The 21750-nt window shown below is 61.5% G+C and carries 12 protein-coding genes and 1 tRNA gene; 9 read left to right on the top strand and 4 right to left on the bottom strand.

From position 1 onward, the window contains the following. The first annotated feature begins 151 nt into the window (after window positions 1-151). The 7 genes from fdnG to AC1MDC_RS27235 all read left to right on the top strand — a co-directional run bounded on the left by fdnG (window position 152) and on the right by AC1MDC_RS27235 (window position 9212). Window positions 152-3217, top strand: coding sequence for a formate dehydrogenase-N subunit alpha (gene fdnG / locus AC1MDC_RS27265; protein WP_480394088.1), 3066 nt, complete (start codon window positions 152-154; stop codon window positions 3215-3217). A gap of 14 nt (window positions 3218-3231) precedes the next feature. Beyond that, on the top strand, window positions 3232-4167 hold the full coding sequence (fdxH, locus tag AC1MDC_RS27260; RefSeq protein WP_085696185.1) for a formate dehydrogenase subunit beta: 936 nt from the start codon (window positions 3232-3234) through the stop codon (window positions 4165-4167). Continuing rightward, complete coding sequence (locus AC1MDC_RS27255) at window positions 4164-4817, top strand: formate dehydrogenase subunit gamma (protein ID WP_480394087.1); 654 nt, start codon at window positions 4164-4166, stop codon at window positions 4815-4817. The genes fdxH and AC1MDC_RS27255 overlap by 4 nt, the downstream gene beginning before the upstream one ends. A 3-nt stretch (window positions 4818-4820) precedes the next feature. Beyond that, complete coding sequence (gene fdhE / locus AC1MDC_RS27250) at window positions 4821-5747, top strand: formate dehydrogenase accessory protein FdhE (protein WP_480394086.1); 927 nt, start codon at window positions 4821-4823, stop codon at window positions 5745-5747. Between the two features lie 46 nt (window positions 5748-5793). Continuing rightward, window positions 5794-7203, top strand: coding sequence for an L-seryl-tRNA(Sec) selenium transferase (gene selA / locus AC1MDC_RS27245; protein ID WP_085702987.1), 1410 nt, complete (start codon window positions 5794-5796; stop codon window positions 7201-7203). Continuing rightward, a complete protein-coding gene (gene selB / locus AC1MDC_RS27240) occupies window positions 7200-9110 on the top strand; it encodes a selenocysteine-specific translation elongation factor (RefSeq protein ID WP_480394100.1) in 1911 nt (636 codons plus the stop codon). The genes selA and selB overlap by 4 nt, the downstream gene beginning before the upstream one ends. Before the next feature lie 6 nt (window positions 9111-9116). Continuing rightward, a tRNA-Sec gene (locus AC1MDC_RS27235) sits at window positions 9117-9212 on the top strand. 8 nt (window positions 9213-9220) lie between these two features. Here the strand turns inward: AC1MDC_RS27235 and AC1MDC_RS27230 are convergent. Together AC1MDC_RS27230 and AC1MDC_RS27225 are read right to left on the bottom strand one after the other, a co-directional pair. Further along, the gene (locus AC1MDC_RS27230) at window positions 9221-10504 is read right to left on the bottom strand and encodes an OprD family porin (protein ID WP_480394085.1); all 1284 of its coding nucleotides are present in this window, start codon (window positions 10502-10504) and stop codon (window positions 9221-9223) included. Window positions 10505-10603: 99 nt separating this feature from the next. Continuing rightward, complete coding sequence (locus AC1MDC_RS27225; RefSeq protein ID WP_480394099.1) at window positions 10604-13225, bottom strand: bifunctional diguanylate cyclase/phosphodiesterase; 2622 nt, start codon at window positions 13223-13225, stop codon at window positions 10604-10606. A 179-nt stretch (window positions 13226-13404) separates the two neighbouring features. Between AC1MDC_RS27225 and AC1MDC_RS27220 the strand changes: the two genes are divergently transcribed. Beyond that, window positions 13405-15591 (top strand): OsmC domain/YcaO domain-containing protein, encoded by a 2187-nt coding sequence (locus tag AC1MDC_RS27220; RefSeq protein ID WP_480394084.1) that lies wholly within the window; start codon window positions 13405-13407, stop codon window positions 15589-15591. Between the two features lie 149 nt (window positions 15592-15740). On the opposite strand, the gene AC1MDC_RS27215 is transcribed toward AC1MDC_RS27220, so the two are convergent. Further along, window positions 15741-17039 (bottom strand): carbohydrate porin, encoded by a 1299-nt coding sequence (locus AC1MDC_RS27215; RefSeq protein ID WP_480394083.1) that lies wholly within the window; start codon window positions 17037-17039, stop codon window positions 15741-15743. A gap of 84 nt (window positions 17040-17123) precedes the next feature. Further along, a complete protein-coding gene (locus AC1MDC_RS27210; protein ID WP_480394082.1) occupies window positions 17124-19529 on the bottom strand; it encodes a glucose/quinate/shikimate family membrane-bound PQQ-dependent dehydrogenase in 2406 nt (801 codons plus the stop codon). 349 nt (window positions 19530-19878) lie between these two features. On the opposite strand from AC1MDC_RS27210, the gene AC1MDC_RS27205 reads away from it, so the two are divergent. Continuing rightward, window positions 19879-21666, top strand: coding sequence for a thiamine pyrophosphate-requiring protein (locus AC1MDC_RS27205; protein ID WP_480394081.1), 1788 nt, complete (start codon window positions 19879-19881; stop codon window positions 21664-21666). Window positions 21667-21750: the final 84 nt, after the last annotated feature.

Below are 21750 nucleotides of genomic sequence, written 5' to 3'. Positions count from 1 at the left end.
TGGTGATCCGACAAACGGCCGACGGTCGGTTTTCACACTGGCCAACCGCACGTTGTCTACAGTGAAAAAGTCGGCACTCAAGTGCCGCAACCGTGATTGTCCAGAACAGACCCGGCACCAGTACCGGGTTCCACCTGATCAGGAGTGCACGATGGATCTCAGCCGTCGTCAGTTCTTCAAGGTCGCCGGTATCGGCCTTGCAGGCTCTAGCCTGGGCGCGTTGGGCATGGCCCCGACGCTGGCCTTCGCCGAGCAGGTGCGCCACTTCAAGCTTGCCCACACCCATGAAACCCGCAACACCTGCCCGTATTGCTCGGTCGGTTGCGGGTTGATCATGTACAGCCAGGGCGATGCCGCGAAGAACGTTGCGCAAAACATCATCCATATCGAGGGCGACGCCGACCACCCGGTCAACCGCGGCACCCTGTGCCCGAAAGGCGCGGGCCTTCTGGACTTCATTCACAGCCCCGGCCGCCTGCAGTACCCGCAGGTGCGCAAGCCCGGCAGCAGCGAATGGACCCGGATCACCTGGGACGAAGCCCTCGACCGCGTCGCCGACCTGATGAAGGCCGACCGCGACGCCAATTTCGTCGAGCAGAACGCCCAGGGGCAGACGGTGAATCGCTGGCTGACTACCGGTTTCCTCGCGGCGTCGGCGGCGTCCAACGAAGCGGGCTACATCACCCACAAGGTGATTCGCAGTCTCGGCATGCTGGGGTTCGATAACCAGGCGCGTGTCTGACACGGCCCGACGGTGGCAAGTCTTGCCCCGACGTACGGCCGTGGAGCCATGACCAACACCTGGACCGATATCGCCAACGCGAATCTGATCCTGGTGATGGGCGGCAACGCAGCAGAAGCCCATCCTTGCGGCTTCAAATGGGTGACCGAAGCCAAGGCGCACAACGCCGCGCGGCTGATTGTGGTCGATCCGAGGTTTACCCGGACCGCGTCCGTGGCCGATTACTACGCGCCGATTCGCACCGGCAGCGACATCGCGTTCATGGGCGGGCTGATCAATTACCTGCTGACCGAGGACAAGATCCAGCACGAATACGTGCGCAACTACACCGACGTGTCGTTCATCGTCAAAGCCGGGTTCGGCTTCGAAGACGGACTGTTCACCGGTTACGACGCAGCCAAACGCAGCTACACCGACAAATCCACCTGGGGTTACGAGCTGGGTGACGACGGCTTCGTCAAAGTCGATCCGACCCTGCAGGACCCGCGCTGCGTCTATCAATTGATGAAGCAGCATTACAGCCGCTACAACATCGACCTCGCGAGCCAGATCTGTGGCATGCCGGTCGACGCGATGAAAAAGATCTGGGAGGAAATCGCCACTTGCTCGCAACCGGGCAAGACCATGACCATCCTCTATGCGTTGGGCTGGACCCAGCACTCGATCGGCTCGCAGATCATCCGCAGCGCAGCCATGGTGCAACTGTTGCTGGGCAACGTCGGCATGCCCGGCGGCGGGGTCAACGCGTTGCGCGGGCACTCGAACATTCAGGGCCTGACCGACCTCGGCCTGCTGTCCAACGCGCTGCCGGGTTACCTGACCCTGCCCACCGACATGGAGCAGGACTACAACGCCTACATCAAGAAACGCACGCAAGTACCGCTGCGGCCGGGGCAATTGTCCTACTGGCAGAATTACAGCAAGTTCCACGTCAGCCTGATGAAAGCCTGGTACGGCGCCAATGCCACCGCCGAGAATCAGTGGGCCTACCACTACCTGCCGAAACTCGACATCCCCAACTACGACATCCTCAAGGTGTTCGACCTGATGGGGCAGGGCAAGGTCAACGGCTACATGTGTCAGGGCTTCAACCCGATTGCCGCGTTGCCGGACAAGAACCGGGTGATGGCCGCATTGGCCAAGCTGAAATGGCTGGTGGTCATGGACCCGCTGGCCACTGAAACCTCGCAGTTCTGGGAACATGTCGGGCCGTTCAATGATGTGAAGAGCGCCGACATCCAGACCGAAGTGATCCGTCTGCCGACCACCTGTTTTGCTGAAGAGGACGGTTCGCTGGTCAACAGCAGCCGCTGGCTGCAATGGCACTGGAAAGGTGCCGACGGCCCCGGCGAGGCGCGCACTGACGTGCAGATCATGAGTGCGCTGTTCCTGCGCCTGCGTGAGCGTTATCAGGCCCAGGGCGGCAAATTCGCCGATCCGCTGTTGAAGCTGTCGTGGCCGTACAAGATCGCCGAAGAACCCTCGCCGGAAGAGATCGCCAAAGAGATCAACGGCTACGCCACCACGGATTTCACCGACGCCACCGGCGCGACGATCAAGGGCAATTCGCAACTGGCCGGGTTCGCCCAGCTCAAGGATGACGGCAGCACCGCGTCCGGCTGCTGGATCTTCTGCGGGAGCTGGACCGAAGCCGGCAATCAGATGGCCCGCCGTGACAATAACGACCCTTACGGCATGCATCAGCATCAGGGTTGGGCGTGGGCCTGGCCGGCCAACCGGCGGATTCTGTACAACCGCGCTTCTGCGGACGTCGCCGGCAAACCGTGGGATCCGAAAAAACGCCTGGTGTGGTGGAACGGCAAGGCCTGGGGCGGCACCGACGTGCCGGATTACAAGGCCGACGTGCCGCCGGAGGCCGGGATGAACCCGTTCATCATGAACCCCGAAGGCGTGGCGCGGTTCTTCGCCGTCGACAAGATGAACGAAGGGCCATTCCCCGAGCACTACGAGCCGTTCGAAACCCCGATCGGCATCAACCCGCTGCACCCGGAAAACAAGAAAGCCATCAGCAACCCTGCGGCACGGATTTTCGATTCGGTGTGGGACAGCCTTGGCGTCGCCAAGGATTACCCGTACGCCGCCACCAGCTACCGGCTGACCGAGCATTTCCACTTCTGGAGCAAGCACTGCAAGTTGAACGCGATTGCCCAACCCGAGCAGTTCGTGGAAATCGGCGAAGTGCTGGCCAAGGAGAAAGGCATCGCTGCCGGCGACCGGGTGCAGGTCACCTGCAAGCGCGGGTTCATTGAAGCGGTAGCGGTGGTGACCAAAAGGATCCGGCCGTTGCAGGTCAACAACCAGGTGGTGCACCAGATCGGCATTCCGCTGCACTGGGGCTTCACCGGCCTGACGCGTCACGGTTACCTGACCAACACCCTGGTGCCGTTCCTCGGCGATGGCAATACACAGACCCCGGAATCCAAGTCATTCCTGGTCAACGTGGAGAAGCTCTGATGGAGAATCTTTAGATGGCCAGCCAAGACATCATTGCCCGCTCGGCCACCACCACACCGGCGCCGTCGATACGCGACCAGGAACAGGTGGCCAAACTGATCGACACCACCAAATGCATCGGTTGCAAGGCCTGTCAGGTCGCGTGCTCGGAATGGAACGAGTTGCGCGACGAGGTCGGCCACAACCACGGCACCTACGACAACCCGCAGGACCTGAGCGCCGACTCATGGACGCTGATGCGCTTCACCGAGCATGAAACCGACGCCGGCAATCTCGAATGGCTGATCCGCAAGGACGGCTGCATGCACTGCGCCGAGCCCGGTTGCCTGGCGGCGTGCCCCAGCCCCGGCGCGATCATCAAGCACGCCAACGGCATCGTCGATTTCGACCAGGACCACTGCATCGGCTGCGGTTATTGCATCACCGGTTGCCCGTTCAACATCCCGCGCATTTCGCAGAAAGATCACAAGGCCTACAAATGCACGCTGTGTTCGGACCGGGTGGCGGTGGGGCTTGAGCCGGCCTGTGTGAAAACCTGCCCGACCGGTGCCATCGTGTTCGGCACCAAGGACGACATGAAGACCCACGCCGCCGAGCGCATCGTCGACCTGAAAAGCCGTGGCTTCGACAATGCCGGCCTGTATGACCCGGAAGGCGTCGGCGGCACCCACGTCATGTACGTGTTGCACCACGCCGACACGCCGAAAATCTACGCCGGCCTGCCGGACAACCCCGAGATCAGTCCGCTGGTGGGCTTGTGGAAAGGCATCAGCAAACCGCTGGGCCTTTTGGCCATGGGCGCCGCGGTGCTGGCCGGGTTCTTCCATTACGTGCGGATCGGCCCGAACCGGGTCGAAGAAGATGAACATCCCGATCCGCCCGACACCTCGGTGCACGTCGTCGATCCGGCAGTGCACACCTTCGACCCACGCGGGGAGGGCCGGCCATGAGCAACAAGACGATCCTGCGCTACACCGCCAATCAGCGCACCAATCACTGGCTGGTGGCGATTCTGTTCTTCATGGCCGGACTGTCGGGGCTGGCTTTGTTTCATCCGTCGATGTTCTGGCTGACCCACCTGTTCGGAGGCGGGCCTTGGACGCGGATCCTGCATCCGTTCATGGGCGTGCTGATGTTCGTGTTTTTCCTCGGCCTGGTGTTTCGCTTCTGGCGCTCGAACTTCTTCATCGACAACGACTGGAAGTGGCTGCGGCGAATTGACCGGGTAATGGTCAACGACGAAGAAACCGTGCCGCCGGTGGGCAAGTACAACGCCGGGCAAAAACTGCTGTTCTGGACTTTACTGCTGTGCATGCTCGCATTGCTGTTCACGGGACTGGTGATCTGGCGCGCTTATTTCAGTCATTACTTCGGCATCACCACAATTCGCTGGGCGATGTTGCTGCACGCACTGGCGGGGCTTGTGCTGATCCTGAGCATCATCGTGCACATCTACGCCGGGATCTGGATCAAGGGTTCGGTGGACGCGATGATGCACGGCTGGGTCAGTCGCGCCTGGGCCAGGAAACACCATGCACTCTGGTATCGCGAGGTGGAAAGCCAGGATCCGCCAGAGCGACCGGTCACGAAAAAGGGCTGACAGTTGCCAACCATCCTTGAACCCGGAGAAATCGAAGCGGCGGCCAGTTCGCCGCCGTTTCTGCACTTGCCACCGCACAACCTGTTCATGTTGCGGGCCCGGCGTCTTGAACGTTTGGCCGAAGGTCATCCGCTGGCCGACTACCTGCATTTGATTGCCGGGCTGTGCCAAGTCCAGCAGCAGATCCTCGATGATCCGCCCTCGACCGCGTCGCTTGATGAACAGCGGCTGGAAGTCTGCCGGCAACACGGCATGCCGCCGTTCGCCGCCGACACATTGATTCGCGAGGACACCTGGCAGCTTTATCTCGAAGCCTTGCTGCAGCGTTATGTCGCCCCCGAGCAACCTGCTGTGGTCGAGGCCGTGACCAAGCTGCGCCTTGCCAGCCCCGGCCAGTTGCGCGCCTGGGCCGTGGCGCTGGTCAGCGGCCAATATTCGCTGGTGCCCGCGGCGCTGGTGCCGTTTCTCGGCGCGGCGCTGCAAGCGGCGTGGAGTCATTGGCTGCTCAGCGCAGCGAATCTGCAACTGACACCCGGCGACAGCCTCAGCCAGTGCCCGGCCTGTGGTTCGCCGGCCATGGCCGGGGTGATCCGCCATCGCGGCAAGCACAACGGACTGCGTTATCTGGTGTGCTCGCTGTGTGCCTGCGAATGGCATGTGGTGCGGGTCAAGTGCGTGTATTGCGAACAGAGCAAAGGGCTTGAATACCTGAGTCTTGAGGATGACCGCCACGCCGCCAATCAGGCGCCGTTGCGCGCTGAAGTCTGTCCGGGCTGCAACAGCTATCTGAAGCTGCTGTATCTGGAAAACGACGGGGAGGGCGAGGCGCTGTCGGCAGATCTGGGCAGTCTGCTGCTCGACATGCGCCTGGCTCAGGACGGTTATCAGCGGCTGGCGCCGAATCTGCTGCTGGCGCCAGGAGACGAATGACGCAAGGGTCTACACTCAGGCGCATCGGTTTTTTCCGGAGTGCCTGATGTCCGTCAGTGTCTTTGCCTTGCGTTTACCTTCCATCGACAGCCTGTTGCGCCATCCCGCGTGTCAGCCATTGGCCGAGCGTTACGGGCGCGAGGCGCTGTTGACGGGGTTTCGCCAGTTGTTGGATGACTTGCGCGAAGCCGTGCTGGCGGGGCAATTGACCGCCGTTGAAATCAGCCCCGAAGCCCTGGCCGGAAGGGTGGCCGAACGACTGGCGTTGAAGCAGCGCAGCCAGGTGCGCCGGGTGTTCAACCTGACCGGCACCGTGCTGCACACCAACCTCGGGCGCGCCTTGTTGCCCGAAGAAGCCATTGACGCGGTGCAACTCGCGGCGCGCTATCCGTTGAATCTGGAGTTCGACCTGGCCAGCGGCAAGCGTGGCGACCGCGATGACCTGATCGAAGGCCTGATCCGCGAACTGACCGGCGCCGAAGCCGTGACCGTGGTCAACAACAATGCCGCTGCCGTACTGCTGACCCTCAACAGCCTCGGCGCGCGCAAGGAAGGCATCATTTCCCGGGGCGAGCTGATCGAAATCGGCGGCGCGTTCCGCATCCCCGACATCATGAGCCGCGCCGGCGTGCGTCTGCACGAAGTCGGCACCACCAACCGCACCCATGCCCGAGACTACGAAGCCGCCATCAGCCCACGCAGCGGCCTGATCATGCGCGTGCACGCAAGCAACTACAGCATCGAAGGCTTCACCGCCCGGGTCCCGACCGCCGAACTGGCCGCTTTGGCCCATCGGCATGATCTGCCACTGCTGGAAGATCTTGGCAGCGGCAGTCTGCTGGATCTGACTCGCTGGGGCCTGCCGGCGGAACCGACGGTGCGCCAGGCGCTGCTCGATGGCGCCGACATCGTCACCTTCAGCGGTGACAAATTGCTCGGCGGCCCGCAGGCGGGGGTGATCGTCGGGCGCAAGGAGTTGATCGCGAAGATCAAGAAGAATCCGCTGAAACGCGCGTTGCGGGTCGACAAACTGACCCTGGCCGCACTGGAAGCGGTGCTCGGTCTCTATCGCGACCCGGATCGTCTGGCCGAACGTTTACCGAGCCTGCGCCTGCTGACCCGCCCGCAAGCCGAGATTCTGGCCCAGGCCGAACGCCTGCAACCGGCCATGTCCGAATTGTTGGGCGAGGGCTGGACCGTCACCGCAGAACTTGCGCTGGGCATGATCGGCAGCGGAAGCCAACCGGTGGCACGCCTGCCGAGCGCAGCGCTGTGCCTGCGCCCGCAGGTATCGAAACGCCTGCGCGGACGTAGCCTGCTGAACCTGGAAGCCGGGTTGCGCGCCTTGCCGATCCCGGTGCTCGGGCGCATCGATGACGACGCGTTGTGGCTGGATCTGCGGCAACTCGACGATGAACCGGCGTGGCAGGCGCAACTCGGGCAATTGCAAACGTGATCATCGGCACGGCAGGGCACATCGACCACGGCAAGACGTCATTGCTGCAAGCGCTCACCGGGCAAACCGGCGACCGCCGCCCGCAGGAACGCGAACGCGGGATGACCATTGACCTCGGTTATCTGTACGCAGAACTGGCACCGGGCGCCGGGCTGACGGGTTTCATCGACGTACCGGGTCACGAGAAATTCACCCACAACATGCTCGCTGGCGCGCAAGGCATCGATTTGGTGTTGCTGGTGGTGGCGGCGGATGACGGAGTGATGCCGCAGACCCGCGAGCATCTGGCGATTGTCGAGCTGCTGGGCATCCCCCGGGCGCTGGTGGCGATCACCAAGTGCGATCGGGTCGAGGCGGGCAGGGTGGAAGAAGTCCGCCGACAGGTTGGAAGCCTTCTGGCGTCTGGCCCCTATGCCGGGGCGCCGCTGTTGACGGTTTCCAGCGTGACGGGCGAGGGTGTTGACGCGTTGCGCCAGACGTTGCTGCAGATAGAAAGCGAAGAACGCAGTCGCGACGGTGGATTTCGTCTGGCGATCGACCGGGCGTTCAGTGTCGCCGGCACCGGCATCGTGGTGACGGGGACGGCGCTTTCAGGCGCGGTCGCCGTGGGTGACAAACTCAGCCTCGGCCCGGCGGGCAAAACCGTGCGGGTCAGGGGACTGCACGCGCAGAATCAGGCCGCCGAGCAGGCATTCGCCGGCCAGCGCGTAGCCCTGAACATCAGCGCGGATCGTCTGGAACTTGGGCAGATTCATCGCGGCCAATGGTTGCTCGCCGAATGGCTGTACGCACCGACCCAGCGGCTGGACATCGAATTCCGGTTGTTGCCGGGCGAACGGGTTTTCCAGCATTTCCAGCCAGTGCACCTGCATCTGGGCACGCAGGACGTGATCGCCCGGGTCGCCTTGCTGGAAGGCTCGAGCCTGGCGCCCGGCGAGCGCATGTTTGCGCAACTGCTGACGAACGTCCCGGTGCACGGCGTCCACGGTGACCCGCTGATCCTGCGTGACGCCAGTGCCCAGCGAACGCTCGGCGGTGGACGCGTGCTCGATCCCTTCGCGCCAGCCCGTCAACGGCGCAGCCCGGAACGGCTGGCGCAACTGCGCGCACTGGCGATCAACTCCGAGCTGGAACAGGCCTTGCCGACGTTGCTGGAATACAGCGAAAGCGGCCTTGATCCGCAGCGCCTGGAGCGTCAGTTCAATCGTCCGCGTGAGCGTTGGTCATTGCCGGATAACGTCCGCCTGATCGAAACCCGGCAAGGGCCGATGCTGTTCAATGCGCAGCGCTGGGGCATGCTCAAGTTCACCTTGCTGGAGCAACTGGCACGCTTTCATGAGCTGGAGCCTGATCAAATGGGGCCGGATCGCGACCGTCTGCGGCGCTTCAGCGGTTTGAGTGTCGAACGTGCAACGTTCATCAGCCTGCTGGAAGAACTGCTCGGCGCCGGTTCACTGGTCGCCAGCGGCCCGTGGCTGCATTTGCCCGACCACCAGGTACGCCTGAGTGCCGACGACGAAACCCTGTGGCAGGCGCTCCAGCCATTGTTCGAACAGAACGGTTTCGATCCGCCGTGGGTACGCGACATGGCGAAAGTCGTCGACCAGGAAGACGCGACCGTGCGTTTGCTGCTGCGCAAACTGGCGCGCCTTGGCGTGACGCATCAAGTGGTGCGCGACCTGTTTGTCACCGACATCACGTTGCGGCAAATGGCGGCGGTGTTGCTGCGCCTGGCTGAAGAAAATCCGCAAATCGAAGTCACGGCATTCCGTGATGCGCTAGGCTTGGGACGCAAACGCAGTATTCAGATCCTTGAATACTTCGATCGGCTGGGCCTGACCCGACGCGTCGGCGAAGGCCGGCAGATCCGCTTCGACAGTGCGCTGGCCAACTCTGGCGCCAGCTGAGTTCAAGGAAGGCAATCGCGCCCGGTGGCGCGGCCGGGCTTCAAACCCGGTTGGGGACGGCATCCGTTCCCGGGCAGGTTCGACTCCGGCTGCCTTCCGCCATTTTCCCTTCAAAAACCCAGCGGGTACTGGATCACCACGTAGATCCGGTCAATGTCATCACCCGCCTGGGCGCTGTTGGCCCGGTGTGAAACGTGGGACAGCTGCACTGACAAATCCTTGGCCGCGCCGGACTGGACGATGTAGCGCAGATCGATATCGCGCTCCCAGTGTTTGCCGCCGTCCCCTTGCTGTGGCTGGTATTGCCCGCTGTCCGCGTCGAACGGGTTATAAGCGCCGCCCTTGGGTGCGTGGGTGCCGTCGATGTGGCTGCCGGAAACATAACGGGTCATGAAGTTCAGCCCCGGAATGCCAAAGGCGCCGAGATCGAGGTCGTAACGCGCTTGCCAGGAGCGTTCGTGGGCACCGTTGAAGTCGGCGTATTTGATCGAGTTGGCCAGGTAGATCGAGTCGCCACCGACGAAATCGAACGGCGTGTCGCCATTGATGCGTTGCCAGCCGAGCATCACCGCATGGGCGCCAAAGGTGTATTTGCCCGAGAAACTGAACGCGGTGTTGTCGATATCGCCGGCCAGCGCCTGACCGGTATCGCGGGTGTGGTAGACGTTGGCGTCGAGCAACAGACCGGACTGTTTGAAATGCAGGTTGGCGTAGTACTGGCGCCAGGTGTCGCTCAGATCGGACGCATACAGCGCGCCACCCACCGGGCTGTCGCTGAACAGGTCGGTGCCGACGAAACTGATGCTTTCGCCTCGGGTGCTGGCGCCGTAGCCCTGAAAATCGCCTTTGCCGGAAGAGCTGTCCTGGTTCTTGAATGCCGTGAAGCGCCCGGCGACAAGGCGCGCGTTTTCGATCTCGTGGCTGTCGAGCAGAAACCCCGTGGCGTATTCCGGTTGCAGCCGTTTGTCCGAGGTGTCGAACACCGGCGTTTCCACGGTCATTTCACCGAAGGCGAGGGTAGTCTTCGAGGCCTTGAGCTTCAGCGCACCGCCGGCGCTGGAGTAGTCGCTTGCGCTACGGCCGTCACTGTCCACCGGCAACAGCCCCGTGCCGGAGTGCCCTTTACCGCCATCGAGTTTCAGTCCGTAAAAAGCGTGAGCATCGAGGCCAAATCCGACGGTTCCGTCCGTGAAACCGGATGCAAAAGTGCCGATAAACCCTTGAGCCCATTCCTGTTTGTAGTTTTTGCCGGCGGGTGAGGGCGAGCGGTAGTCGTTGCTCAGGTAGAAGTTGCGGCTGAGCACTTCGGCCTTGGCGTCGTCGAGAAATCCGCTGGCAAATGCCGAGTCGGCCATTGCGCAATACAAGAGTGCCAGGGCAAAACGCGGTTGCATGAAAGCTTTCATGTGTCAGTGACCGGCCGTGAGGGAAGTCGCCGGATACTGAAGCAAACCGTCGTGCTGCGATTGAGCGGATGTGCTGAGTCAGCGTCCTCAGTTCACCCGGCCTTTTCGCTGTCTGGCAGGCTCGACAGGGGTGGCTCTTGATGCCTGCAGAAGACTGGCGAAGGCCGCCTTGTCGATCGGGCGACTCATGAAATAACCCTGCACTTCGTTGCATTGATCCTTGCCCAGGATGTCCAGTTGTTCCTCGGTTTCAACGCCTTCGGCAGTCACGGTCAGCCCCATCGCTTTACCCAGGCCAATGATGGCCTGGACCACCGCCCGATCATTGGCGCCGGTGCTGATGGAAGCAATGAAACGTTTGTCGATCTTGATGCCGTCGAACGGGTAGGCGCGCAGATAGCCAAGGGAGGAATAACCGGTGCCGAAGTCATCCATGTTCAGGCGCACGCCCAGTTCCTTGAGCGCGTTCATGGTGGTCAACGCGCCGTCGGTGTCGTTGAGCATGACGTTCTCGGTGATTTCCAGTTCCAGTCGGCTGGCCGGCAAGCGAGTGCCGACCAGCACCTCGCGTACATCTTCGACCACATCGCTGATCGCAAACTGCGCGGGGGACAGGTTGACCGACAGCAGAATGTCCGCCGGCCAGGTCAGTGCCGTTTCACACGCCTCACGCAGGACCCAGCGGCCCAGGGGGACAATCAGGTCGGTCTGCTCGGCCAGCGGAATGAAGACATCCGGCCCTAGCAACCCTTTGACAGGGTGCTGCCAGCGCACCAATGCCTCGACCGAGACGATTTTCTTGCCATCGACCGTGTATCGGGGCTGGTAGTGCAGCACAAACTGATTGTTCGTCAGGGCACGGCGCAGTTCATCCTCCATCTGCCGGCGCGTCTGGATCTGATCGCTCATGTGCGCTTCGAAATAGCACCAGGTGTTCTTGCCTTCGGATTTGGCCTGGTACAGCGCAATGTCCGCGCAACGGATCAGCTCGCTGGCAACGTACCCGTGACGCCGGCTCAGGGCGATTCCGACACTGGCGCCGATGTGCAACGGTTGCTGTTCGAAGAGGATGGGCTGATGCAGGCTGCCGATCAGGCGTGTGCAGAATTTGTCGATCTCCTGATGCGTGTCCATGCCGCAGAGCACCACGACGAACTCGTCACCGCCCAGACGGGCGACGATATCGTGGTCGCGCGTGCATTCGCGCAAGCGGCTGGCGACTTCTTGCAACACAGCATCGCCTGCCGGATGCCCGAGCGAATCGTTGATCGGCTTGAAGTTATCCAGGTCAATCATCAGCAGCGACAAAGGCGGGGCGTGCTCCTTGAGTAACAGGGCGTCGTCCAGATAGCGCGACAGCTTGTTGCGGTTGGGCAGGCCCGTCAGCGCGTCATGCAGGGACAAGTGCTGGATCTGCGCATGGGCGGCGACTTCATCGGTGATGTCGCTGGCCGTGCCGCGATAACCGACGACTGCCGCACCCTCCACGATGGGCCTGGCCGAGAGGCGGCAGTGGCGCTGTTGTTCCTTGCGGTCACGGTAGGTGCAGCGCAGGTCGCTGGCGTTGCTCCCGTCATCGAGTTTTTTCAGCCACAGATCCAGTGGCGTGGTGTCGCAGACCAGCAAGTGCCCGATGTGTTTGCCGATCCACTGGGCCTGCTCATAGCCGGTGACTGCGCTGAACCGGGCCGACAGATAGGTGATGGCCAACGCTTCATCCACTTCCCAGATCCAGTCGGAAGCCGCTTCGGCCACCGCCCGGAAGCGCTCTTCGCTGGCTTCAAGGGCGCGGTTGGACGCCAGCAGTGCCTGATTCGAGGCCTGCATCGCTTCAAAACTGTCGTCGACGTAGCGCGAGGAACGCAACGCATGGCGAAAGAACCACGCGGTCAGGGCCATCAACACGATCAAAGCGGGGCCGAGGGTTGGCAACAACGACCACAGCAGATGCTGGCCCGGTCGCTCCAGATCAGCAACGAGGCTGTAGCCGGTACTGTCCAGCGGGACGCGGGGCTGGCCAGGGTCGATGGTGCCATCCGGTGCCAGCTTCAGATTGTTCAGCCCGTACCCGCTGCCGATCTTGCGCAACTTGGTGGGCGTCAGCTTGTCGACGAAGACCAGCACGGAGGTTTTTTGTGGATCGCCCACCGGACGCTCATCGTTGGGAAGGATCGCCGCAGCGGTTACCAGCGCCGGCCAGCCTTCGAACAATGAATAAGTACTGACAGGCCTGGTCAGGTCCGGCTGGTTCTGCACTTGTTCCACCAGGCTGAGCGCCGGAACCTCAAGATACTGGCGCATTTGCGCATCGAGCAATTGCCCGCGAACGACGGTGTATTTGGTGCGGTCCCGATCCAGCACGAACAGACCGTCATAGCCGTCGTTGGTAAACAGGGTCTTGCCCATGTTCTGCTCGGTGTACGCCCAATTCGTGTCGACTGTGCCGCCCAAACGTTCATACGCTGTCGTCCAGTAGGCGTAACTGCTGATGTAGTTTTTCGATGCGGTGATCCGGTTTTCCAGCGCTCGCGCCGAATAGAACCGCACGTCGTCGACGTCCTCCTCATCCAGATGAGTGGCAATACCGAGCAACGCGGCAGTTGCCGCCATCACCCCGGCAATGAACAGAGCACCCACCGCCACAGCCAGACGCCGGGTGACAGGGCCCTGAAGGTTGGGGAGTGGCGTCGAATGGCTGGAGATATCCATCTGCTCGTCCTTGATCCGGTGTCTGTTCAATCTAGAACATCTTCAGCCTGGGGATGTTCAGAAGTTGTGCCAGTCGTGTCTGACCGCTCGGACGTCCTTGACCCGAAAGCACAAGACTTCACGCTCAAAAACCGGATAATGGCGGCCAATTTGTTTAGCTCGCTATTCTGGTAACCCGCATGGAAATCAAGGTCAATTTTCTCGACAACCTCCGACTCGAAGCCAAGTTCGATGACTTCACGGTGGTGGCCGATCAACCGATCCGTTACAAGGGCGATGGCTCTGCACCGGGTCCGTTCGACTATTTCCTGGCGTCGTCGGCCTTGTGCGCGGCTTACTTCGTAAAGTTGTACTGCAGCACCCGCAATATCCCGACCGAAAACATTCGTCTGTCGCAGAACAACATTGTCGATCCGGAAAACCGCTACAACCAGATCTTCAAGATCCAGGTCGAGCTGCCGGCGGACATCTCCGAGAAGGATCGCCAGGGCATCCTGCGCTCGATCGACCGTTGCACGGTTAAAAAGGTTGTGCAGGCCGGGCCAGAGTTTGTGATCGAGGAAGTCGAGAACCTCGACGCCGATGCCCAGGCCTTGTTGATGCCGGTTGCAACGTCCGGCGCGGGCACCCGCATTGCCGGCAAGGACCTGCCGCTGGAGCAAACCATCGCCAATATGTCGGGGATTCTGGCCGACCTGGGCATGAAGATCGAAATTGCTTCGTGGCGCAACATCGTGCCCAACGTCTGGTCGCTGCACATCCGCGATGCGCAGTCGCCGATGTGCTTCACCAACGGCAAGGGCGCGACCAAAGAAAGCGCGCTGGCCTCGGCGCTGGGCGAGTTCATCGAGCGGCTGAATTGCAACTTCTTCTACAACGATCAGTTCTGGGGCGAAGAGATCGCCAATGCCGAGTTCGTGCATTACCCGGACGAGCGCTGGTTCAAGCCTGGCTCGAAAGACGAGTTGCCTGCAGAAATTCTCGACGAGTACTGCCTGGGTATTTACAACCGCGACGGCGAACTGCGCGGCTCGCACCTGTACGACACCAACTCCGGCAATACCCAGCGTGGTATTTGCTCGCTGCCGTTCGTGCGTCAGTCGGACAACGAGGTCGTGTATTTCCCGTCCAACCTGATCGAAAACCTGTTTCTCAGCAACGGCATGAGCGCCGGCAACACCCTGGCCGAAGCGCAGGTGCAGTGCCTGTCGGAAATCTTCGAGCGAGCGGTCAAGCGCGAAATCCTCGAAGGGGAAATGGCCCTGCCGGATGTACCGCAAGAGGTACTGGCGAAATATCCGGGCATCCTCGCCGGGATCAAGGCGCTGGAAGAGCAGGGCTTCCCGGTGCTGGTCAAGGACGCGTCGCTGGGTGGTGAATTCCCGGTGATGTGCGTGACGCTGATGAACCCGCGCACCGGCGGCGTGTTCGCCTCGTTCGGCGCGCACCCGAGCTTCGAAGTGGCGCTGGAACGCAGCCTCACCGAATTGCTGCAGGGCCGCAGCTTTGAAGGCCTCAACGATCTGCCGCAGCCGACCTTCTCGGGCCAGGCCGTGACCGAACCGAACAACTTCGTCGAGCACTTCATCGATTCCAGCGGCGTGGTGTCGTGGCGTTTCTTCAGCGCCAAGGCCGATTTCGAATTCGTCGAGTGGGACTTCTCCGGCAATGGCGAAAACTCCAACGCCGAAGAGGCCGCGACGCTGTTCGGCATCCTTGAAGACATGGGCAAGGAAGTCTACATGGCGGTCTACGAGCACATCGGCGCCAAGGCTTGCCGCATTCTGGTGCCGGACTACTCGGAGATCTATCCGGTAGAGGACCTGATCTGGGACAACACCAACAAAGCGCTGCAATTCCGTGCCGACATCCTCAACCTGCACAACTTGAGCAAGGTCGGCCTGCGCAACCTTGTCAAAGGCCTGGAACACAGCGAGCTGGACGATTACACCGACATCACCACGCTGATCGGCATCGAGTTCGACGACAACACGCCATGGGGCAAGTTGACCATTCTCGAACTGCGCCTGCTGATCTACCTCGCCTTGCAGAAGTACGAGCAGGCCAAGGATCTGGTCGAAGCCTTCCTGCAATACAACGACAACACCGTCGAGCGCGGCTTGTTCTATCAAGCGGTCAACGTCGTGCTGGAAATGGAGCTGGACGAGGATCTGGAGCTGGAAGACTACGAAGCCAACTTCCGCCGCATGTTCGGCGACGAGCGCATGGATGCGGCGATCGGCTCGGTCAATGGCAGCGTGCGCTTCTACGGCCTGACGCCGACCAGCATGAAGCTGGAAGGGCTGGATCGGCACCTGCGCCTGATCGAGAGCTACAAGAAATTGCACGCGGCGCGCGCCAACTGATGACTTTGATCGGTTGAACGGCCTTTTTCGTCTGTTGCTCGCACGAAAACAAACGCCCCAACCAAGTCGGGGCGTTTGTTGCACTGGCCTTCAGTGCGTTTTCACACAGTCTGTTCGGGTGCTTTTTTTGTGGTCGCTAAACGTCGGTATCAGAGCGCGGCTTTCACCTGCAATCCAAACACCAGTGCATTGTCGATGTCCTGCCCGGAAAACGCGCCCGGCTCGATGATGTACTGCACATTCGGGCGCAGCGTCAGCCATGGAGTGGCTTGATAGCCGTAACCGAGTTCGATCAATTGCTCGGCACTGTCGAGATTGGGGAACGCAGCGCCATTGGCGATTGCGGCGTCCTGCTGCACATCGCGGCTGCGCGGATTAGGCACTGCGCGGCCATAGCCCAGGGCCACGGTGTCACGCGGGCGGCCTTCGAACGGTTTGTACAGAACCAGCCCGGTGCCGTACCACTTGCTGAATGGCGACGCGGCTTCGCTGGCCGCCGAGTATTGGCCGAAAGCGTGCAGGCTGCGGCCTTCGGAGGCGTCCGAGGCCCAGACGGCCTGGTCGATCAGGACGTAATGGCCGCCGCGTCCGGACACTTCCTTGTCACTGCCGATGCGTTTGACGTCGGAGCTGTCGTAGTAATAACCGACCTTGTACTCGCCCGGCAGTTTGCCCGCCTGCTTGTAGACCAGTTCGATCGGCACCACGGTGCCGGTGGTGTGTTTCGGGCCCAGGTGCCAGGCACGGCTGGAATTGCCGTTGCTTTGCGGGTCGACATTGAACGCGGCCACCCGCAGTTGCCAGGCCGGGGAGAGGTCGTATTTCACCCGCACACCCAGGTGGGCGTTGGGGTAGTTGGTCCAGCCGCTGCCACCGGACATGTTTAGCGGATGGCCGCAGAAACCGGCGTTCATGAAGTTGCAGAGAATGCCACTGTCGAGACCGCCGAGGTCGTTGCCCATGGCCATGTAGCCGAGTTTGACGTTCAGCGCCGAGGTAAACAGGCTGCGTTCGTAACTGAGTTCGGTCAGGCGCGTGTAGAGGCCACCGTAGTTTTCCTGAATGGGCAGACGGTTGCCGACCAGATCTTCGGAGGCACTGTTGCCGCGTCGGTCGTTGATGCTCAGCTGGATCTTGCCGGCGTTTTCGACGCCGTACAGTTTGCTCAGGTCGAACTGCGCGCCGAGCTTGATGTTTTGCGAGTAGCGCGCCGAGCGATGCAGGCCGCCGTCGGCGTTGTAGGCGGTTTCGCCGGTGTAGTCGCCGGTGAACTTGATGCCGTCTTCGTCGAACTGGTGCCGCAGTCCGCCCCAGTCGCCGGTCAGGGTGTTGCGGGTAAAAACGCTCGAATCGGTATCGGCGAAAGCGGGCAGGGCAGCGCCGCAGGTGAGACCGAACAGCATGCCGGTGAATACGCCGGCGTGAGAAAAGCGAACAGCCAATGACATTGCGCAAATCCAGAGCGAAGGACATAAAACGACGCGGCACCCGAAGGCGCCGCGCACAAGTGAAATAAAGGAGGGCGCTGCGGTTTACGGCAGGGCGTACGCCATCACGTAGTCGCCGCGATCGGTGGACTGACGAGCGCCACCGGCGGTGATGACCACGTATTGCTTGCCGGTTTTCGGCGACACATACGTCATCGGGCCGCCCTGGCTGCCGACCGGCAGACGGGCTTTCCAGATTTCTTCACCGTTGCCGCTGTTGTACGCGCGCAGGTAGAAGTCCTGGGTGCCGGCGATAAAGATCAGGCCGCCCTGGGTCGACAGGGTGCCGCCGAGGGTTGGCAGACCGATCTTGATCGGCAGGTGCATGCGGATGCCCAGCGGGCCGGTGTCTTCAACGGTACCGACCGGAACTTGCCAGGCGACTTTTTGGGTTTTCATGTCGATGGCGGTCAGGGTGCCGAACGGCGGGGCCTGGCAAGGAATGCCGGCGACCGACAGGAAGCGGTTCTTGTTGACCGCGTACGGCGTACCTTTCAGCGGCACAGCGCCCATGCCGGTGTTCAGCGCTTCGCCACCGGAAGTTGCCTGGCCCTTGTTCTGCGACGGGATCATCTGAATCCACAGCCCCAGGCGCATGTCGTTGACGAAGATGAAGCCGTGCACCGGGTCAGTCGAGATGCTGCCCCAGTTCATGCCGCCCAGCGAGCCCGGGAAGCTCAGGGATTTGTCAGTGCCTGGCGCGGTGTACAGACCGTCGTAGCGCATCGACTTGAAATCGATCCGGCACAGCAACTGGTCGTACGGGGTTGCGCCCCACATGTCCGACTCGGTCAGGTGCTGGGCACCGATCTGCGGCATGCCTACCGATTTCGGCTGGGTTGGCGAGTAGGGTTCGTTTGGAATGTTCGACGCCTTGACCGGTACTTCTTTAACGTCGGTCAGCGGTTTGCCGGTGGCACGGTCGAGCACGTAAATCTGTCCGGCCTTGGTGCCGATCACCACCGCGGGCACGGTTTTGCCGTCCTTGGTGAAGTCGATCAGGCTTGGCTGCATCGGCAGGTCGAAGTCCCAGAGATCGTTGTGCACGGTCTGGTAGACCCACTTTTCTTCGCCGCTGTTGGCATCCAGCGCCAGGATCGAGGCGCCGTAGGTGTGATCCAGTTTGCTGCGCTCGACCCCATAGATGTCGGTGGACGAACTGCCCATTGGCAGGAAGATTGTGTTGGTTGCCGGGTCATAGGACATCGGCGCCCAGCTGTTCGGCGTGCTGCGAACATAGGTTTTGCCATCGGCCGGTGCCTTTTTATCCTGCGGATTGCCCGGGTCGAACGCCCAGCGCATGGCACCGGTCATCACGTCGAAACCACGGATCACGCCGCCCGGCATGTCGGTCTGCACGTTGTCGGCCACACGACCGCCAACCACCACGGTGGTGCCGGCCATCAGCGGCGCGGATGACAATTGATAGTAGCTGTCGGGCACATCGCCCAGACCGGCCTTCAGATCAACCTGGCCGTTGTTGCCGAAACCCTGGCAGAACTCGCCGGTGTCGGCATCGACTGCGATCAGGCGGGCGTCGATGGTGTTGGTCAGCAAACGACGGGTGCAGTTGGCAGCAGGAGCGGCCGGGGTCTCGGTGACAGGCGAACCGGCCGGTTTGGCGACGGCTGCGCTGGCATCGAAGTAGGCCATGCCACGGCAACGCTGCCAGACTTTGGACTGAGCGTTGATCGCGTTTTTCCAGAGTTCTTTACCGGTGTCGGCATCCAGCGCGATCAAGTTGTTGTGCGGGGTGCAGATGAAGACTTTGTTGCCGATCTGCAGTGGGGTCAGCTGGTCTTCGGCCCCGTTGCCGTCGCTCTCGGCGATGTCGCCGGTGTGGTAGGTCCACGCGACTTTCAATTTGTCGACGTTGCTGCGATTGATCTGGTCCAGCGCAGCGAAGCGACTGCCGCCCTCGGTATTACCGTAGTGCGCCCAGTCTTTCTGCGCCTTTTCCGGCTCCACTGGCGTCAGGCCCGGGCCAGTACCGGTAGGCGCGACGGTCGGGTGCGCAACGAACATGTTGCCCGCGGCCACCGCCAGTCCAACCGCCAGAACAGCCGCAACACCGTAAGCACCGCGACCCGCGACGCCGCCATCGGCGCGTTTGAGCATCGGGTAGACCAGCGCGACCACCAGGCCCACGGCGCTGAACATGAACAGACGCGAGAACACCGGCCAGAACACCAGCCCTGCATCGATCACTGCCCAGATCGCCGTCCCCAGCAGGAACGCCGCAAACAGCCAGGCGCCGGCAGGCTTGCGGCGGGCGATCAGCAGACCGGAAACGGCCATCGCCAGACCGCCGACCAGGAAGTACCAAGAGCCTCCCAGGCTGACCAATTTCATACCGCCAGCGGCCAGTGCCAGGCCGAGCAGGGCGATGATCACGCCCAGCCCGACCAGAATGAATGTTGATATGCCCGAGAGGCGTTGACTCTGCTTCACGTTGAATGTCCCGTTGAAATGAGGGGGGCATTATATAGTTAGGTAACTACCTAGTTAAATCACTAATTCAGAATGAAGTGTAGTTTGCTGCTCAATGGCGTGCTCTAGCGCCGAAAGCGCAGCCAGCGGACTTCACGCCAATATCCAAGGGGCGGCAAAAATTCGCCTTTGTGTCAGCAGAAATGGAATTTGTGACAGCTACAGATAACTGCTGATGCCCGGAGCAACCTCAAGCAGGATTGCAATCAGCCCATGCGTCACTTGATGGAGGGGCTCGACATCCACACGAACTTCGCCGTCCGCCGGACTGTCCAGTCCTTTACATGCACTGGGTGAAGGCGAAAACGACATGACAATGACTGTAGGCGATTTTCTGGTCGAGCGACTGAGCGAGTGGGGCGTGACGCGGATTTTTGGGTATCCGGGCGACGGCATCAACGGCGTTTTCGGCGCACTGAGCCGGGCGCGGGGAAAGATCGAATTCATTCAAGCGCGGCACGAAGAGATGGCCGCGTTCATGGCCTCGGCGCATGCCAAGTTCACCGGCGAGCTGGGGGTATGCATCGCCACGTCAGGCCCTGGTGCCTCACATCTGATCACGGGACTCTACGACGCGCGCATGGATCACGTACCCGTGCTGGCGATTGTGGGGCAACAGGCCCGCGCGGCACTCGGTGGTCACTATCAGCAGGAGCTCGACCTGCTGTCGATGTTCAAGGATGTCGCCGGTGCCTTCGTGCAACAGGCGTCAGCCCCGGCGCAGGTTCGCCACTTGATCGACAGGGCGGTACGCACGGCTGTCGGTGAGCGGCGCGTCACGGCAATCATCCTGCCCAACGACTTGCAGGACATCGAATATGAAGCTCCGGGACGAACCCATGGCACTGTGCATTCCGGGGTGGGCTATACCAAACCGAAAGTCGTGCCTTATGACGCGGATCTGCAACGTGCCGCCGAGGTTCTGAATGCAGGCGAAAAAGTGGCGATCCTGGTGGGGGCCGGTGCGTTGCAGGCAACCGACCAGGTCATCGCCGTGGCGGAAAAGCTTGGCGCCGGTGTCGCCAAGGCGCTTCTCGGTAAAGCGGTACTGCCGGACGAACTGCCCTGGGTCACGGGCAGCATCGGTTTGCTGGGCACCGAACCCAGCTACAAGTTGATGACCGAATGCGACACCTTGCTGATGATCGGCTCTGGGTTTCCGTATTCTGAATTTCTGCCAAAGGAAGGTCAGGCACGCGGGGTGCAGATCGATTTGCAACCCGACATGCTTAGCTTGCGCTACCCCATGGAGGTCAATCTGGTAGGTGACGCCGGGGAAACCCTCGCTGCACTGTTGCCATTGCTTGAGCACAAAACGTCACGCAAATGGCGCAAAAAGGTCGAAGGCTGGCGTGCTTCCTGGGAGAAAACCCTGGAAAAACGCGCCATGGCCAAGGCCGATCCCGTCAATCCGCAACGGGTGGTGTTCGAACTGTCGCCACGTCTGCCGGAACTTTCGATCATCACCAGCGATTCCGGCTCTTGCGCCAACTGGTACGCCCGCGATCTGAAAGTGCGGCGCGGCATGAAGTGTTCCCTGTCTGGCGGCCTGGCCTCGATGGGCGCCGCTGTGCCTTATGCGATTGCGGCCAAATTCGCGTTCCCGGAGCGTCCCGTGATCGCGCTGGTGGGCGATGGCGCGATGCAGATGAGCAATATGGCGGAGTTGATCACCGTGGCCAAATATTGGCGGCAGTGGGCAAGCCCCAAATGGATCTGCGCCGTCTTCAACAATGAAGACCTCAATCAGGTGACTTGGGAGCAACGGGTCATGGAGGGGGATCCGAAGTTCGAAGCGTCGCAGAGCATTCCCGATGTTCCTTATCACCTGTTCGCCATCTCCATTGGGCTGAAAGGCATATTCGTCGACCGCGAAGACGACGTGGCCGCCGCGTGGGAGCAGGCGCTGGCTTCGGATGTCCCCGTGCTGATCGAATTCAAGACCGACCCCAACGTTCCACCGCTTCCTCCGCATATCAAGCTCGAACAAGCGAAGAAGTTCGCCACCACGTTGCTCAAGGGGGATCCGGACGAGGCGGGGATTGTCGTGCAAACCGCCAAACAGGTGTTGGGGGCTGTGCTTCCGCGCAAAAAATGAGTTCCGTCAGGAGCCGCCTCACCCGTCGTGGATTGAATACATCCAATGCGCGTGAGGTCTGCAATAATGAGCACCATTGCGGCA

This window comes from Pseudomonas sp. 1 (genome assembly GCF_056626735.1).
The sequence above is the reverse complement of the archived record's forward strand: the minus strand, read 5'-3'. Positions and strand labels throughout refer to the sequence as shown.

What these genes read in the sequence shown, in the direction of transcription:
- fdxH (WP_085696185.1), top strand. Translation starts at nt 3,232, where the DNA reads ATGGCCAGCCAAGACATCATTGCCCGCTCGGCCACCACCACACCGGCG.
- AC1MDC_RS27255 (WP_480394087.1), top strand. Translation starts at nt 4,164, where the DNA reads ATGAGCAACAAGACGATCCTGCGCTACACCGCCAATCAGCGCACCAAT.
- selA (WP_085702987.1), top strand. Translation starts at nt 5,794, where the DNA reads ATGTCCGTCAGTGTCTTTGCCTTGCGTTTACCTTCCATCGACAGCCTG.
- AC1MDC_RS27230 (WP_480394085.1), bottom strand. Translation starts at nt 10,504, where the DNA reads ATGCAACCGCGTTTTGCCCTGGCACTCTTGTATTGCGCAATGGCCGAC.
- AC1MDC_RS27225 (WP_480394099.1), bottom strand. Translation starts at nt 13,225, where the DNA reads ATGGATATCTCCAGCCATTCGACGCCACTCCCCAACCTTCAGGGCCCT.
- AC1MDC_RS27220 (WP_480394084.1), top strand. Translation starts at nt 13,405, where the DNA reads ATGGAAATCAAGGTCAATTTTCTCGACAACCTCCGACTCGAAGCCAAG.
- AC1MDC_RS27215 (WP_480394083.1), bottom strand. Translation starts at nt 17,039, where the DNA reads ATGTCATTGGCTGTTCGCTTTTCTCACGCCGGCGTATTCACCGGCATG.
- AC1MDC_RS27205 (WP_480394081.1), top strand. Translation starts at nt 19,879, where the DNA reads ATGACAATGACTGTAGGCGATTTTCTGGTCGAGCGACTGAGCGAGTGG.